This is a genomic window from Pseudomonas sp. p106, from assembly GCF_003936645.1.
Lineage (GTDB): Bacteria > Pseudomonadota > Gammaproteobacteria > Pseudomonadales > Pseudomonadaceae > Aquipseudomonas > Aquipseudomonas putida_E.
Window position 1 is genome coordinate 29,866 of the sequence record NZ_RHQR01000031.1, and the last position, 16,070, is coordinate 45,935.

At 62.0% G+C, this 16,070-nt stretch carries 16 protein-coding genes and 1 tRNA gene; 6 read left to right on the plus strand and 11 right to left on the minus strand.

Annotated elements, in window-relative coordinates:
* The 4 genes from mqo to EGJ09_RS25440 all read right to left on the minus strand — a co-directional run bounded on the left by mqo (window position 1) and on the right by EGJ09_RS25440 (window position 4,275).
* A complete protein-coding gene (gene mqo, locus EGJ09_RS25425; protein WP_046788001.1) occupies window positions 1-1,638 on the minus strand; it encodes a malate dehydrogenase (quinone) in 1,638 nt (545 codons plus the stop codon).
* Window positions 1,639-1,966: 328 nt separating this feature from the next.
* On the minus strand, window positions 1,967-2,158 hold the full coding sequence (locus EGJ09_RS25430; protein WP_008097338.1) for a DUF4223 family protein: 192 nt from the start codon (window positions 2,156-2,158) through the stop codon (window positions 1,967-1,969).
* A gap of 219 nt (window positions 2,159-2,377) precedes the next feature.
* Window positions 2,378-3,106: an SDR family oxidoreductase gene (locus EGJ09_RS25435; protein ID WP_046788000.1), complete on the minus strand. Its 729-nt coding sequence runs from the start codon at window positions 3,104-3,106 to the stop codon at window positions 2,378-2,380.
* Window positions 3,107-3,276: 170 nt separating this feature from the next.
* Window positions 3,277-4,275, minus strand: a complete 999-nt coding sequence (locus EGJ09_RS25440; RefSeq protein ID WP_039601630.1) for a LacI family DNA-binding transcriptional regulator — start codon at window positions 4,273-4,275, stop codon at window positions 3,277-3,279.
* Window positions 4,276-4,511: 236 nt separating this feature from the next.
* Between EGJ09_RS25440 and EGJ09_RS25445 the strand changes: the two genes are divergently transcribed.
* From EGJ09_RS25445 to EGJ09_RS25455, 3 genes are all read left to right on the plus strand, one after another.
* Window positions 4,512-6,095, plus strand: coding sequence for an FGGY-family carbohydrate kinase (locus EGJ09_RS25445; RefSeq protein ID WP_125925100.1), 1,584 nt, complete (start codon window positions 4,512-4,514; stop codon window positions 6,093-6,095).
* Between the two features lie 24 nt (window positions 6,096-6,119).
* Entirely contained in the window at window positions 6,120-7,079 is a 960-nt protein-coding gene (tal, locus tag EGJ09_RS25450; protein WP_125925101.1) for a transaldolase, read from the plus strand.
* 426 nt (window positions 7,080-7,505) lie between these two features.
* A complete protein-coding gene (locus EGJ09_RS25455; protein WP_125925102.1) occupies window positions 7,506-7,769 on the plus strand; it encodes a hypothetical protein in 264 nt (87 codons plus the stop codon).
* Between the two features lie 188 nt (window positions 7,770-7,957).
* On the opposite strand, the gene EGJ09_RS25460 is transcribed toward EGJ09_RS25455, so the two are convergent.
* The 5 genes from EGJ09_RS25460 to dapA all read right to left on the minus strand — a co-directional run bounded on the left by EGJ09_RS25460 (window position 7,958) and on the right by dapA (window position 11,654).
* A tRNA-Ser gene (locus tag EGJ09_RS25460) sits at window positions 7,958-8,047 on the minus strand.
* Window positions 8,048-8,139: 92 nt separating this feature from the next.
* Entirely contained in the window at window positions 8,140-8,850 is a 711-nt protein-coding gene (gene purC, locus EGJ09_RS25465; RefSeq protein ID WP_012315794.1) for a phosphoribosylaminoimidazolesuccinocarboxamide synthase, read from the minus strand.
* A 30-nt stretch (window positions 8,851-8,880) separates the two neighbouring features.
* On the minus strand, window positions 8,881-9,639 hold the full coding sequence (locus tag EGJ09_RS25470) for an MBL fold metallo-hydrolase (protein WP_115274069.1): 759 nt from the start codon (window positions 9,637-9,639) through the stop codon (window positions 8,881-8,883).
* Window positions 9,640-10,758, minus strand: a complete 1,119-nt coding sequence (bamC, locus tag EGJ09_RS25475) for an outer membrane protein assembly factor BamC (RefSeq protein ID WP_046787987.1) — start codon at window positions 10,756-10,758, stop codon at window positions 9,640-9,642.
* 17 nt (window positions 10,759-10,775) lie between these two features.
* Complete coding sequence (dapA, locus tag EGJ09_RS25480; protein WP_012315797.1) at window positions 10,776-11,654, minus strand: 4-hydroxy-tetrahydrodipicolinate synthase; 879 nt, start codon at window positions 11,652-11,654, stop codon at window positions 10,776-10,778.
* 260 nt (window positions 11,655-11,914) lie between these two features.
* Here dapA and EGJ09_RS25485 point away from each other — a divergent pair, with 260 nt between their 5' ends.
* Complete coding sequence (locus tag EGJ09_RS25485) at window positions 11,915-12,475, plus strand: glycine cleavage system protein R (RefSeq protein ID WP_008097509.1); 561 nt, start codon at window positions 11,915-11,917, stop codon at window positions 12,473-12,475.
* Window positions 12,476-12,486: 11 nt separating this feature from the next.
* Window positions 12,487-12,960 (plus strand): peroxiredoxin, encoded by a 474-nt coding sequence (locus EGJ09_RS25490; protein ID WP_039605383.1) that lies wholly within the window; start codon window positions 12,487-12,489, stop codon window positions 12,958-12,960.
* A gap of 114 nt (window positions 12,961-13,074) precedes the next feature.
* Here EGJ09_RS25490 and EGJ09_RS25495 read toward each other — a convergent pair whose 3' ends face one another.
* Window positions 13,075-14,145, minus strand: a complete 1,071-nt coding sequence (locus EGJ09_RS25495; RefSeq protein WP_046787985.1) for an AI-2E family transporter — start codon at window positions 14,143-14,145, stop codon at window positions 13,075-13,077.
* 20 nt (window positions 14,146-14,165) lie between these two features.
* Window positions 14,166-14,405: a sulfurtransferase TusA family protein gene (locus EGJ09_RS25500; RefSeq protein WP_012315801.1), complete on the minus strand. Its 240-nt coding sequence runs from the start codon at window positions 14,403-14,405 to the stop codon at window positions 14,166-14,168.
* Window positions 14,406-14,524: 119 nt separating this feature from the next.
* Here EGJ09_RS25500 and EGJ09_RS25505 point away from each other — a divergent pair, with 119 nt between their 5' ends.
* On the plus strand, window positions 14,525-15,961 hold the full coding sequence (locus EGJ09_RS25505; protein WP_012315802.1) for a M48 family metalloprotease: 1,437 nt from the start codon (window positions 14,525-14,527) through the stop codon (window positions 15,959-15,961).
* Window positions 15,962-16,070: the final 109 nt, after the last annotated feature.

Here is a 16,070-nt window from a genome sequence, read left to right on the forward strand (position 1 = left end):
TTACAGCGCCATGTCGTTCTCTGGCTTGCTCTCAACCGGCTGGCTAGCACCCGTGCTGGTACCGACGCTCTGGTCAATGACCGGCGGCTTCTCCAGCTGCAGGACTTCAGCGGTGTAGTTCCACTCTTTCTGCGTGGCCGCTGCCGAATCGTTGAGCTTGGTGCCGTAGCTCGGCACGATCTCTTTGATCTTGGCTTGCCATTGCGGGGTGGCGACCTTGTCCTTGAACACGGTTTCCAGCACGTTCAGCATGATCGGCGCGGCGGTCGAGGCGCCTGGCGATGCGCCCAGCAGGCCGGCGATGGTGCGGTCTTGCGAGGCCACCACTTCGGTACCCAGCTTCAGCACGCCGCCCTTGTCTGCGTCACGCTTGATGATCTGCACGCGCTGACCGGCCTGCCACAGCTTCCAGTCTTCCTTCTTGGCGTTCGGGAAGTAGGTGCGCAGCGCTTCGAAGCGGTCGTCGTCCGACAGCATCAGCTGGCCAGCGAGGTACTCGACCAGCGGGTACTGCTCGATGCCGACCTTGGTCATTGGCCACACGTTGTGCATGGTGGTGCTGCTGAGCAGGTCCAGGTACGAACCGTTCTTCAGGAACTTGGTCGAGAAGGTGGCGAATGGCCCGAACAGGATCACGCGTTTGCCGTCCAGCACACGGGTGTCCAGGTGCGGTACCGACATGGGTGGCGCGCCGGTCGAGGCGATGCCATAGGCCTTGGCCATGTGCTGCATGGCGATGGTCGGGTTCTCTGTCACCAGGAACGAACCGCCGACCGGGAAGCCTGCGTATTCCTTGGCTTCAGGAATGCCCGACTTCTGCAGCAGCTTCAGCGCGCCGCCGCCGGCACCGATGAACAGGAACTTGGCGTCGGTGGCCGACTCGGTCCCGTCCTTCAGGTTCTTGTACTCGACGTGCCAGGAGCCGTCCTCGTTGCGGGTGATGTCCTGGACTTCGCTGGACAGCTTCAGGGTGAAGTTGTCCTGGGTCTTCAGGTGGCCGACGAACTGGCGGGTGATCTCGCCGAAGTTCACGTCAGTGCCCAGTGGCGTCCAGGTCACCGCCAGCTTCTGGTTCGGGTCGCGGCCTTCCATCATCAGCGGGACCCACTTGGCGATCTGCGCGTGGTCCTCGGAGTACTGCATCGAGCGGAACAGCGGGCTTGCCTGCAGCGCGTCATAACGCTTCTTGAGGAACTTGATGTTGTCATCGCCCCACACGAAACTCATGTGCGGGGTGGTGTTGATGAACGAATGCGGGTTCTTCAGCACGCCCTGACGGACCTGCCACGACCAGAACTGGCGGGAGATCTGGAAGGCTTCGTTGATTTCGATGGCCTTGGTGATGTTGACGTTGCCGTCTTTGTCTTCCGGGGTGTAGTTCAGCTCAGCCAGCGCGGAGTGGCCGGTGCCGGCGTTGTTCCAGCCGTTGGAGCTTTCTTCGGCGACGCCATCCAGGCGCTCGACCATTTCCATCGACCAGCTTGGCTCCAGCTCGTGCAGCCACACGGCCAGGGTGGAGCTCATGATGCCGCCGCCGACCAGCAGCACATCGACTTTCTTGGTTTCTGCGGCGTGCGCTTGCATGAAGCTCGCAGCGACAGCCAGACCCAGCAAGGTCTTGCCAGCTTTCTTGAACATTGATCAATTCCAGTCTGTAGAACGGAGGACGGGCCTGTGGCTGGCCCAGGTGCTTCGTGTTCTTGTGCGCAGGCTTTTTGTGATCATTGTTCAGCGGCTTAAAGAACCAGAAAACGACCCAGGCTTTTGTCGTATTGACCGACAGGGCTGAATCGTTTCGCTGATTGTATCTGAAATGCCAGCACAAACAAATTGCGGGCGTACAAGCAAGGCGGCAGGTTGTCCCAGCGGCAGGTTGTCACGCCAGACAAACAAAAGCCCCCAGCCATATGCATGACTGGGGGCTTTGGATCAGGTCACAGGTGACGCGATCAGGGTATCGCCAAGCTTACTGCGGCTGAGGCAGTTTATCGATCGGGCCGCAGCCACCGATGACCTTGGAGATGGAAACCGATGGGTGGAACAGGTAGTCGTACGAGCAGTTTTTCTGCTGGTTGTAAACTTGGCCAGTGCAACCGGACAGCAGGGCAACGCCCGAAACGACAGCAACGGCTACGGTGGCCTTGAACAGCTTTTTCATTACTTCAGTCCTTTAAATAATCATCGGCCATCATTCTGATGGCGGCCGGATGATACAGAACCGGAGTATTGGATCCAAGTCGCATTCGAAGATAGGCCACCATCCAATCCAGCAGCGGGTTTCGGTAGTGCTTTGAAATAAGACACACCGCAGACCAACTTACGCTGAAGGCTGCCTCGACAAGATCACGCCTGCAGCGGTTGATGTTGAGTGCAACCGTTACATATCAAATGCCGAAGGCAGCACGATCATGTCCCGAATCGTCACGTTACGCGGGCGCGTGAGCATGTACATGACCGCATCGGCTATGTCGGATGGTTCGATCAGGCTTCCGCTCGCCTTGGCCTTTTTCAGGTTTTCTTCCGGCCAATCGGCCAGCAGTGCACTGCTGACCGGGCCAGGCGACACGGCGCCGACACGGATACCGTGAGCCTTGACCTGGCGGCGCACCGTCTGCACGAAGCAGTTGACCGCCCACTTGGAGGCCGAGTACACCGGCTCCCAGGGAACCGGAAAATGCCCGGCCACCGAGCCTGTGACCAGAATGTCGCCCGTCCCCCTCTCGATCATGTGCGGCAACACATCATGCACATTCTTGATCACGGCATTGACGTTGAGGTTCAGCATGCGGTCGATGGCCGCCACATCCGCATCAACCAGATCACCGCCCACGTAGCAACCGGCGTTGGCATACAGAATGTCGAGCTGGCCGGCCTTCGCCAGTACACCCGGCAGCAGCGTTGCACAGCGCTCAGGCACCAGCAGGTCGATCACCAACGGCATGGCCGCCTCCCCCAGGCGTTCACACGCGCTGGCCAAGGCGGCTTCATCCCGGTCGATCATGACCACCCTGGCACCGGCTGCCACCATCGCCTCGGCCGATGCCAGGCCTATTCCCGACGCAGCGCCTGTGACCGCTGCCACTTTACCTTCGAGTTGCGTTGCCATTCGCCACCTCCCTGGCCCCCTGACGAACAAAGGGCACTTTGATTATTTTTATGTAGACGTTTACATATCGCTTAACTCGTGTGCGGTCCCAATCTGACGCCAGCTCAGCATTGGATGTCAACGTCTACATTTTTAACCAGATATGTACGTACCCGCCAATGGTTGGCAGGTCAGAGCAGTAGCTGTCCTTCAATGACTTGATCGCGCAGCGGTTGCGAAGGATCGTCGATCTGGCCAAGCAACAGGTTGATCGCGCCAACACCCAACTCGACGCTGCTATGGCTGATGCAAGGGATGGGTTGGCCATAGATCTCGGCATAGTGCACCTGGTCGATGCTGAACAGCGCTATGTCATTGCGGCTCAAGCCAACCTCGCGCATGGCCTGCAGCGCGCCCAAGGTCATGAGCGCATTGAGGCCAAAGATGACATCGGGCCACTTGCCACTTTGCAGGTAATTACGCACCACATCACGTGCCGGCGCCTGGGTGTAGTCCCCATGCACGACCTCCAGCACGGTAGGCTCTGGCCACTGCTCCAATGCGCGGCGAATGCCTGCCAGCCGCGCCAGGGAAATCTTCGAGCGTTGCGGCCCGGCGACGACCAGCAGCCGGCGCCGCCCCTGTGCCAACAACGCGCGCGCGCCCTGATAGCCGCTCTGCTCGTTGTCCAGGTAGACGCCGGCAAACGGCGCACCTGTGAGCTGGCGGTCGATCTGGACGACCGGGATGGCGGCCATCTCCAGCTTGGCCAGATAGCTCGGCTGGTATTGGTCATCGTCGCTGATCACCGAGAGGATCACCCCGGCGACCTGATAGCTGAGCAGCGTATCGATCGCCCGCGCCTCCAGCTCTGGCGAGCCATCGGTATCGAACAGCATCAAGGTGTAGTCGCGCTTCTTCGCCTCGCGCGTTATCGCCTTGATGATCTCGCCGTAGAACGGGTTTTCCAGGCTTGCCGTGACCAGGCCCAGCAGCCGGCTCTCGCGATTCTTGAGGTTGCGGGCGAAGGCATTGGGCACGTAGTTGAGCTCTTTAGCCACCTTGAGGATGAGCTCCAGCGTCTGCTTCTTGACCTTCTCTGGCTGGTTGAGCGCCCGCGACACCGTGACGGTAGTCATGTTCACGCGTTTGGCGATGTCGGTGATGGTGGCTTTGCCTGGTCTGGTCATGAACGCTCGATGGTGGCTGGCTGCGGGCGCCGTGATTTTCAGCGATTGTACGCCAGGCCACAACCGTGCATGCGTATTGTGGTGACAATCGTGTTGTGCTAGCGTCCTGAAATGTTGACGTTAACATTTTCAGCCACGGACTGATCAGCCGCGACTTGAAACTGCCGTTGGATAAAATCGCCAAAAAAATGTTCACGTCTACATAAACCACCACGCCAATAATAAAAGGGACAACAATGGACTACGTGATTGGTGTCGACATCGGCACGCAAAGTACCAAGGCTCTCTTGATGTCAACCGAGGGTGGAATGCTGGCCCAGGCCTGTGTCAGCTACCAGGTCGAGCAACCTCGGCCGTTGTGGGCGCAGCAATGGCCACAGGTGTGGCTGGACGCTGTCTACGAAACGGTCGCGACCAGCATCCGCCGCAGCCAAGTACCAGCCGCCCAGATCAAAGCCATCTGCATCAGCAGCCTCTACGGGGGCTCGGGCATCCCGGTGGACGCCGACATCAACCCCCTTCACCCCTGCCTCATCTGGATGGACCGCCGAGCCATCGCCGAGGCCGAGTGGGTGCGCGAAAATGTGGATGTGGAACAGTTGCAGCGCATAACGGGCAACGGTGTCGACAGCTACTACGGCTATACCAAGATGCTGTGGATCAAGCGCAACCAGCCAGAGGTCTGGGCCAAGGCACGCTACCTGCTGCCGCCCAACAGCTTTGTGCAGTACCACCTGACCGGCGAGCTGGCCGTGGACCACAGTTCAGCGGGCAATATCGGCGGCATCTACGACCTCGCAACGCGTGGCTGGTCGCCTCTGATGCTCGATGCCCTGGGCATCGACGCCCACCTGATGCCGCAACGCCTGGTTGCGCCCGGGCAGGTCATTGGCAGCCTGCTACCGGCTGCGGCGCAGCGGCTAGGGCTACAGCCAGGCACCAAGGTAGTTGCCGGCGGAGTCGATGCAGCGATGGCCACACTGGCCGCAGGGGTCATTGCGCCAGGCAACCATGTCGCGATGCTGGGCACCAGCATGTGCTGGGGCTTCATCAAGCAGCGCAGCGCTGCCTGCAAAGGGCTGATCAACATGCCTTACGTCTACGACGCTGGCGCCAACACCTACAGTTTCGGCGGCGCCATTACCGCCGGTGCCGCAATCAGCTGGTTCCGTGAGCAGTTCTGTGCACAGGAAAAGCAGGCCGCTGCCCTGTCACCCGGCGCCGAGGTGCACCAACTGATGGAGCAGGACGCTGCCAAGACGCCCGCCGGTGCAGACGGCCTGTTGTTCCTGCCCTACCTGATGGGCGAGCGCAGCCCCATCTGGGATGCCAAGGCATCGGGGGCCTATATAGGGCTGTCGCTGTTCCACCACAAGGCTCACCTGTACCGGGCAGTATTGGAGGGGCTGGCGTTTGCCTTGCGTCACAACATGCAAATGGGCAAACAGGCAGGGCTGCAGCTTGATCCGCACTTGATCGTGGTAGGGGGTGGCACGGCGTCGAACCTGTGGATGCAGATCATCGCCGATATCACCGGCCACGCCGTGTTCACCATCGAGCAGCAGGTCGAAGCGCCGCTGGGTGGTGCCATGCTCGCGGCACTGGCAATCGGCGCCATCGAGGACGTCGAAGCTATCCGCAACTGGCGCACCCTGCGCCGACGGGCCGATCCCAACCCCGCGAACAAAGCCCTGTATGAGCAGATGTTCGTTCATTACTGCGCGGCCTACCACGCCCTGAAACCCATCATGCATGGGCTGGCAGACCAGGCCACGCCCCTGCCCGAGCCTTCGCACCCCGCACAGCCCATGGCCGTCTGACATCAACCACCAAAGGGTTCCAGCATGCCAACTTTGCTCAGCCAGTTGGAGCAGTACAGCACAGTGGTCGCCGACACCGGCGACCTTCAGGCCGTTCGCCGCTTCGCCCCTCATGATGCAACCACCAACCCCTCACTGGTGCTCAAGGCCGTGGTGTCGGGCCACTACGACACATTGCTCGATGACCTCTGCGCCCTGGCGAAAGCTGCCGGCCTGCCGCATGCGCAGGCAATCGATCAACTGTCCGACCAACTGATCGTTGCTTTGGGCTGCGACCTGTTGCAGCACGTGCCCGGCAGGGTATCGAGCGAGGTCGATGCGCGGCTGTCCTTCGATAAACAGGCAAGCCTGGCCAAGGCCAGGCGCCTGGTCGCACTGTACGAGGCGGCGGGCGTTCCACGTGAGCGCTTCCTCATCAAGCTCGCCGCCACCTGGGAGGGCATTCGCGCGGCCAGCGAACTGGAGCGTGAGGGCATCCAGTGCAACTTGACGTTGATCTTCAACCTCGCCCAGGCACTCGCCTGCGCCGAAGCCGGCGCATTCCTGATCTCGCCTTTTGTTGGCCGGGTGCTGGACTGGCATCGCCGCGCTTACCCGAACAAGGAGTACGCGCCGGCGTCGGAGCCTGGGGTTCAATTGGTGGCGGCCAGCTACCGCTTCATGCGACGCCACGGTTACGCGACTTCGGTGATGGGGGCTAGCTTTCGCAACGTCGGTGAAATCGTTGCTTTGGCAGGTTGCGATCGGCTGACGATCAGCCCCGCACTGCTGGAAGAGCTGGCAGTGACCGAGGGCAGCCTGCAGGCCGCGCTCGCCGCCCCCGCCGACCATCAGGCGCCGCCACCGCCACTGAGCGAGGCCGATTTTCGCTGGCAGATGAACGAGGACGCAATGGCAACCGCGCAGCTGGCCGAAGGGATTCGAGGGTTTGCGGCGGACCAGAGCAAACTGGAGGCGCTTATCGCACAACGCTTGTGGGCTTGAGCACGCCCCATCGCGAGGGGAAACGCATAACGATAAGGCCTCTGACAGCTCATCGCTTTCAGGGGCTTTATTGCATCTGTGCCAGGGAAGAATATTCACGCCTGGCGCGCCTAAGGTCCTACAGATTTAACTCCGATTTTTCCCATTCCCTGTAGTCCATTTCCGAATTATATTGCCGGCGCTGCCAACCCATTGCGAGTGCTCGGATTGCGGCCTAGTCTCGGTTCGTCGTTGACACCTCAGCGACCGGCTTTGACAGGCTGATAACTTATCCCGCGCGCATTTACAGCCTATGGCGGCTGTACATGGGGCACATTCGTGTGCGCCGAGTTGCTCCGGGATCCTCGGTCTGTCAACCCATGTACAGCTGCCACCCTCTTGTTTGACAGCAAGCTTGCGGCAGCCCCACTGATCCTGGAGATGTGTATGCGCAAGATAGTCCCCGATCCACCGTCCCCCCTCGATCCCTCGTACATGCTGCAGGACACCCTGGTTCAGACCTCGGAATACGTGATCTGCGCCTTGTCCGTAGCCCGCCAGTCCGTGCGACTGACACCGACCTCGCACAACTCGATCGTGATGCGGGCGGTCATCCATGAAATGGAAGTTGCGCATGCGCTGCTGGAATCGGCGCTGATGCAACTGCACAGGCAAGCGGAGTCGCCCACGGAGCCACAGACATTGCACTAGGGCCGAGCTACGAAAAATCCGGGAGTGCCGCAAAGGTCGGCCTGGCGCTCTGATCCGATCCGGCAGGCCCGTCGCTAGCGGCGACAGGGCCCGGCCATGCGCCCGGCGATGCTTTGAGGTTTAACTCGGGCACAACGAAAAAGCCCCTGAAAACTTATCGTTTTCAGGGGCTTTATCTACCACATGTATGGCGGAGAGATAGGGATTTGAACCCTAGGTACTGTTGCCAGTACAACGGATTTCGAATCCGTCCCGTTCGACCACTCCGGCATCTCTCCAATGCCGCGCATCATACCAGCGAATTCTGAAAACGCAAACCTTTATTTTCAAAAAAATCGCGTGGTATCAGGCGCTTGCGTGAATGCGCCGCTTACAGCGGCACGCCCAGGCGCTTGGCAACTTCTTCGTAGGCTTCGATCACGTCGCCCAGGCCCTGGCGGAAGCGGTCCTTGTCCATCTTCTTGCGGGTTTCTTTGTCCCACAGGCGGCAGCCGTCCGGGCTGAACTCGTCACCCAGGACAATCTGGCCGTGGAATACACCGAACTCCAGCTTGAAGTCGACCAGCAGCAGGCCGGCGTCATCGAACAGCTTGTTCAGCACTTCGTTGACCTTCAGCGACAGCTTCTTCATCTCTGCCAGCTGCTCGGCGGTGCCCCAGCCGAAAGCGACAACGTGGGATTCGTTGATGAACGGGTCGCCCTTCTCGTCGTTCTTCAGGAACAGTTCGAAGGTGGACGGCTCGAGCTTGATGCCCTCTTCCACGCCCAGGCGCTTGACCAGGCTGCCGGCGGCATAGTTACGCACCACGCACTCGACCGGGATCATGTCCAGCTTCTTGACCAGGCACTCGTTGTCGCCCAGCAGCTTGTCGAACTGGGTCGGCACGCCGGCCTCTTCGAGCTTCTGCATGATGAAGGCATTGAACTTGTTGTTCACCATGCCTTTGCGGTCCAGTTGTTCGATGCGCTTGCCGTCGAACGCCGAGGTGTCGTTGCGGAACAGCAGGATCAAGCGGTCGGCGTCGTCGGTCTTGTAAACCGATTTGGCCTTGCCGCGGTAGAGTTCTTCGCGTTTTTCCATGATTGGGCTCCGCTTGCTTGAGTGGTTGGGCTAGGCGATTTCGCGCCAGTCGAGCCCGTGTTCCTGATTCGCCACCTGGAGCCAGTCCGGGTCGCACCCAAGGGTGTCGACGAAGCACTGGCGGGCCAGATGTGGCAGGTTGTTCTTGCTGCTGAGGTGGGCCAGCACCAGGTGCTGCAGGTTGCTCCACCCCAACTCGTCCACCAGGCGCGCGGCCTGGTGGTTGTTCAAATGTCCTTGCATGCCGCCAACCCGCTGCTTGAGGAAGTACGGGTAGTGCCCGCGGGCCAGCATGTCGCGGCAATGATTGGCCTCGATCAGCAGTGCATCCAGGCCCTGATAGCGCTCAAGCAACAGCGCGTCGTACGAACCCAGGTCAGTGAGCATGCCAAAGCGCCGGCGACCGTCGCTGATGACGTACTGCAACGGCTCGTAGGCGTCGTGCTCGACCCGCGCCGCACTCACTTGCAGGCAGCCGATACTCAGGCTGTCGCCACAGGCAAGAAAACCGGCCGCCTCCACCGGCTTGCGCATGCCGCGCAATGTGCCCTGGCTGAGGTAGACCGGTACATTGTAGCGCCGCGACAGCAACCCCACCCCATGCACATGGTCGGCATGTTCGTGCGTCACCAGCACGGCGCTCAGTTGAGACGCCTGCACGCCGAGCAGCGCCAGGCGCCGCTCGGTTTCACGCAGGGAAAAACCGCAATCGACCAGGATGAACGTGTCACCACTGGCGATCAGCGTGCCATTTCCCTGGCTGCCGCTTCCCAGTACCGCGAAGCGCACTTAACCCAGGTGGTCCTGAATGGCGCTCAGCACTCGGCGAGCGACATCGGCCGGGGCCACGGTGTTGATGTTCTTCTCGACGGTAACCTGCACGCTTTCGCCAACCTTGCTCAGGCGCACCTGGTAACGCTCGGCGCGGGCTTCAAGCTCTTCCTTGGTTGGCTCGCTGCCAAACATGCGGCTGAAGAAGCCAGGCTGGTTCTGCTTGTCGTCGGGCTTCTCAGACAGGTTGATGTAGTACAGGCCCAGGCTGCGGTTGATGTCTTCCACACGCCATTCGCCACCCTGCTCCAGAGCACGACCCACGCCGGACCAGGCACGGTCCAGGTCGGCGCCGAGGAACAGCACGGGGTTGCCGCTGCCGTCTTCGCTCAGGCTGACGCGGCTCGGCGCATCGAAGTCGCGCGCAGCCAGCAAGGACACCGAACCGCCCTTCTCGGCGCTGCGGTTCATGCTGGCGAGCATTTCGTCGACCAGCAGCGCATCGGCGGCCGTGTTGCTGGACGCGGACGGGAACGCAGGCTCGGCGGTGCTGCCAGCCGGGCGCTCGACACTGACGACATACACCTCGGAGGTGTTGCGTTGTACGCCAGGCTCCATGCGCACACGCACGCGCACTTCGCTGTCACCATTGCTGGCGGTGCTCGCCAGGCGCTGGCCGAGCGATGCCGACAGCTCGTCAAAACGCTGCCAGGTGGTGGTGAACTCGCCCGTCTGCGGGCGTTCTTCGGCAATACGGAAGCCGTTGTCTTCGAAGAACTGATGCGCTACCGGCCAGACTTCGGCCGGCGAACGCTGGGCCAGCACCCAACGGCTGCTGCCGCTGCGCTGCAGGCTGAAATCGCTGACGTCGGCGCCAGCCGACAGCGGTTGCGGACGCGGCACTTCGAACTCGCCCTTGGCGGTATCGTCGGCGACGTTGCGCGGGATCGGCAGCAGCGGGTCAAGGCGCTTGACGTTGCTGGCGTCCTGCGGGAGCTGCATCGGTGCAGTCGGGTGCGCCTGCAGGTAATCGCTGCCGCGGTCGCGGAAATAGCCATCCTCGCCCCACAGCCAGCCACACCCACTGGTGCTGGAAATGATCAGGGCGAGCGCGGAAAGACCAGCCAGTCGCTTCATGCGGTGTACTTCCTCGATTAAACCAGTACGCCGGACTGGCGCAAGGCAGTACGGACTTTTTCGTGACAGCCTTCGCTCAGCCAGGTCAGTGGCAGGCGAATGCCTTTTTGCATCAGGCCCATTTCGACGAGCGCGTATTTCACCGGAATCGGGTTGGCTTCGCAGAACAGGTCTTTATGCAGCGGCATGAGTTTTTCGTTGATTGCGCGGGCCTTCTCGGCGTTGCCCTCAAGGGCGGCCTCGCACAGGTCGGCCATTTCGCGCGGGGCGACGTTGGCGGTGACCGAAATGTTGCCTTTGCCACCCAGCAGGATCAGCTCGACGGCAGTCGGGTCGTCGCCGGACATGACGATGAAGTCCTTGCTGACGCCATCGAGGATGGCCTTGGCACGGGCCAGGTCGCCGGTGGCTTCCTTGATGCCGATGATGTTGGGCACGGTCGACAGGCGGATCACGGTCTCGGCCTGCATGTCGCAGGAGGTGCGGCCGGGTACGTTGTAGAGGATCTGCGGGATGTCGACGGCTTCGGCGATGTGCTTGAAGTGCAGGTACAGGCCTTCCTGGGTCGGCTTGTTGTAGTACGGCACCACCAGCAGGCAGGCGTCGGCGCCGGCGTCCTTGGCGTTCTGGGTCAGGTGCACGGCTTCGGACGTGGAGTTGGCACCGGTGCCGGCGATGACCGGAATGCGGCCAGCGACCCGCTTGACCACGAATTCGATGACCTCGATGTGTTCTTCGACGCTCAGGGTGGCCGACTCGCCGGTGGTGCCGACGGCGACGATCGCGTGGGTGCCGTTTTCCAGGTGGAAGTCTACAAGTTTGCCGAGGCTGCCCCAATCAAGACGCCCTTGTGCATCCATGGGTGTGACCAATGCCACCATACTGCCCGCAATCATGTAACTGCTCCTGCCGGAAAAAGAGAGCGGTAATGGTACTGGGGGCATCGGCCTTGCACAAGCGAAGCAGGCGGGTGGAGCATTCCCCTCGGCGCCTTATTTCGCTACCCTTGATCCTTTGATCGGTGCAGCGCGGCCCGCCGGGCCGTCGACCTTGCTCCCCGGCCAGCGTCCACGTCCTCGCATGCGAGCCCCGGGCCCTGCCGACAGGAGGCTTTCGCCCGTCCTGTGCCGACCGCTCATCGCTTTAGGAATGCTGCATGTCCACCCCCACCGTCCGCGAACAATTCCTTGTCATCAGTGCCCTGGGCCCCAATCCCATGGAGCTGGCCAACGTCCTCAGCCGCGCTGCCTTCGAGAACCGCTGCGCGGTCGTCACCTCGCGCCTGAGCCGCCATGGCGAGACCAGCGCCCTGGTATTGCAGGTCGGTGGCAGCTGGGACGCCCTGGCGCGCCTGGAGTCCACCCTCCCCGGCCTGGGCAAGAAGCACGGCCTGACCCTCGACGTGGTGCGCAGCGCCGACCAGGAGGTGCGCCCGCAGGCCCTGCCTTATGTGGCCTATGTCAGTGCGGCCTACCGCCCGGACATCATCAACGAGCTGTGCCAGTTCTTCCTCGACCACCGTGTCGAGCTCGAAGCCATGACCTGCGACACCTACCTCGCACCGCAGACTGGCAGCAGCATGCTCAACGCCCAGTTCACCGTGATCCTGCCGGCCGGCACCCAGATCAGCTGGTTGCGCGACCAGTTCCTCGACTTTGCCGACGCCCTCAACCTGGACGCGCTGATCGAGCCTTGGCGCCCACAGAACCCCGTTTAAGGAATGCATCCATGGCAGTAGCACTCGACCAACCCGTCGCCGATTTCCAGGCCCAGGCCACCGGCGGCCAGACCGTCAGCCTGGCCGAGCTCAAGGGCCGTCAGGTAGTGGTGTACTTCTACCCCAAGGACAGCACCCCAGGCTGCACCACCGAAGGCCAGGGCTTCCGCGACCAGCATGCAGCGTTCGAAGCGGCCAACACCGTGGTGTTCGGTGTGTCGCGCGACGGCATCAAGTCGCATGAGAACTTCAAGGCCAAGCAGGGCTTTCCGTTCGAGCTGATCAGCGACAAGGACGAGGCCCTGTGCCAGCTGTTCGATGTGATCAAGCTGAAGAAGCTGTATGGCAAGGAGTACATGGGCGTGGACCGCAGCACCTTCCTGATCGACAAGGACGGTGTGCTGCGCCAGGAATGGCGTGGCGTGAAGGTGCCGGGCCATGTGGATGCCGTACTCGCGGCGGCCCAGGCGCTGAACAAGGCTTGAGATTGACTGGGGCTGCTGCGCAGCCCTTTCGCGGCACAAGCCCGCTACAGGGGGTTGCGTTCGTCTGTAGGAGCGGCCTTGTGTCGCGAAAGGGCCGCAAAGCGGCCCCATGCATCACAACATCGGCGCCACAGCAGGTTCCTGCCGCGGCCAGGCATCGAGCACTGCCTTGATCAGCGTCGCCAGCGGGATCGCGAAGAAGATCCCCCAAAAGCCCCACAACCCGCCAAACAACAACACCGCGCAGATGATCGCCACCGGGTGCAGGCTCACCGCCTCTGAGAACAGCAGCGGCACCAGCACGTTGCCATCGAGCGCCTGAATGATGGCGTACACCGTCATCAGGTAGATGAACTGATCACCCCAGCCCCATTGGAACAGCGCGATCAGCGTCACCGGCACAGTCACCACCACCGCCCCTACATACGGCACCACCACCGACAGGCCTACCAGCAGCGCCAGCAGCGCGGCGTAATTGAGCCCCAGGCTGATGAACGCGATGTAAGTGGCAATACCGCAGATCAGGATCTCGATGCCCTTGCCGCGGATGTAGTTGGCGATCTGCCGGTTCATTTCAGTGCCTACCCGGTTCAGCAAGGTCCGCTGGCGCGGCAGGTAGCCACTGACCCAGCGGCCGATCTGCTCACGGTCCTTGAGAAAGAAGAACACCAGAATCGGCACCAGCACCAGATAGATCATGGCACTGACCAGCAGCGGCAGGCTCGACAGCGAGAAGGTCAGTGCCCATTGGCCGAACTTGCCGATCTCGCCGCGCACCGACTCGATGGCATGCAGCACCTGCTCATCAGACACCAGGTGCGGGTAGCGCTCGGGCAGCAGCAACAGCAGCGACTGCCATTTGCCGAGCATGCCCGGCAACTCGTTGAACAAGGTGATCAACTGGTGCCACAGCAACGGCACCAGCACCAGCAGGAACACCGCCAGCGCGCCCATGAACAGGGCGAACACCACCATCACCGCCAGCCGCGTCGGCACCCGAAGGCGCTCCAGGGCATTGACCAGCCCCTGCATCAGAAAAGCCAGCACCATGCCCGCCAGCACCGGCGCGAGCATGCCGCCCAAGGTAAGGACCGCGGTAAAGGCAAGAAACAGCAGGACCGCCAGCACCACCGCTTCCTCATCGGAGAAGTAGCGCTCTATCCAGTCGCGAAGCACTTTGAACATTGACGATCCTTGATTGGGGCTCAGGCCTTGCGCAGCCAGTAGGTATAGGTGCCGGCCTCGGCCATTTCATGCAGCAGCGTATGACCGGCCAGCTGGGCAAAAGTGCGGAAGTCGCGCTGTGAGCCTGCGTCGGTCGCAATCACCTTCAGCACCGCGCCACTGGCCAGACGGTTGAGCTCCATCTTCGCCTTGAGCAGAGGCAGGGGGCAGTTCAGCCCGCTGGCGTCGAGTTCGGCGTCGCAGGTCGGGGTGCTAGTCATCAGGGGTCTCCAAACGTGGGGCAGACGTCTTTGGTAACAGGCTGGCTAGCATACCGCCACTGGTCGCCAACGTGTGAGCGGGCTACAGTAGGGGCTTTGACCCGACGCGAGCTTCGTGCATGAATCTACTGCGCCCTACCCTGTTGACGCTGGCCTGCCTGATGGCCCTACCCGGCCATGCTAGCGACCTGCCTTCACTGGGCGACGCCAGTTCCGCGATCGTCTCGCCGCAACAGGAGCACCAGCTCGGGCGCGCCTGGCTCAGCCTGCTACGCGGCCAGGTCAACCAGCTGAACGACCCGCAGCTCAAGGACTACGTCGAAACCACCGTGTACCGCCTGGCCGAAACCAGCCAGCTGCAGGACCGGCGCCTGGAATTCATCCTCATCGACAGCCGAGAGCTGAACGCCTTCGCCGCCCCCGGTGGCATCGTCGGCGTCAACGGCGGCCTGTTCCTCAACGCCCAGACCGAAGGCGAATACGCCTCGGTACTGGCCCACGAACTGGCGCACTTGTCGCAACGCCACTTCGCCCGTGGCGTCGAGGCCCAGCAACGCATGCAACTGCCAATGATGGCGGCGCTGCTGGCCGGTATCGTACTGGCGGCAGGGGGCGCCGGCGATGCCGGCATCGGCATGATTGCCGGCACCCAGGCGGCGGCGATCCAGGAGCAGCGGCGCTTCTCGCGGCAGAACGAGCAGGAAGCCGACCGCGTCGGTATCCAGAACCTGGAAAAGGCCGGTTACGACCCGCGCAACATGCCGACCATGTTCGAGCGCCTGGCGCGCCAGTACCGCTACGACGCCAAACCACCAGAATTCCTGCTGACTCACCCGGTGACCGAATCGCGTATCGCCGACACCCGCAACCGGGCCGAACAGGCCCCCCCGGGCGGCGTCGAGGACAGCCAGCGTTATCAGTTGATCCGCGCCCGCGTGGCCCTCATCTACGAAGGCACGCCGGGCCTTGCAGCCAAACGCTTCCGTGCGCAGCTGGACGAAGACCCCAAGCTGGACGCCGCCCGCTATGGTCTTGCCTTGGCGCAGATCAAAGGCGGCCAGCTCAACGAAGCGCGTGAGAACCTGAAGCCATTGCTGGCCAAGGCGCCCAACGACATCACCTACAACCTGGCGCAGATCGACCTGGACATCACCAACAACCGCTTGGCCGATGCGCAGCAGCGGGCGGAGCGCATGCAAGGTTTGTATCCGGGCAACTACCCGCTCAAGCAGGTGCGTGCCGACCTGCTGATCAAGCAGAACAAGCCCGCCGAGGCCGAAAAGGTACTGAACGACCTGCTCAAGAACCGCCCGGATGACCCGGATGTTTGGTACGACATGGCCGAAGTGCGTGGTTTGTCGGGCAACACCATAGGCCTGCACCGGGCACGGGCAGAGTACTTTACCCTGGTGGGTGACTTCGACCAGGCGATCCAGCAGCTGGATTACGCCAAGCGTCGTGCCGGTAGCAACTTCCCGCTGGCGTCACAGATCGACCAGCGCCAGCGCGAGATCATGGAGCAGCGGCGCATGGTGCAGGAGATGATGGGGCGGTAAGGGGGCTGCTTTGCGGCCCAATCGCCGGCGAGCCGGCTTGTATGGTAGGACTCGAAGGGGTGGGTGGGACCTAAAGCCGGCTTCTGACTGTTCACAGCAGTACAGACCG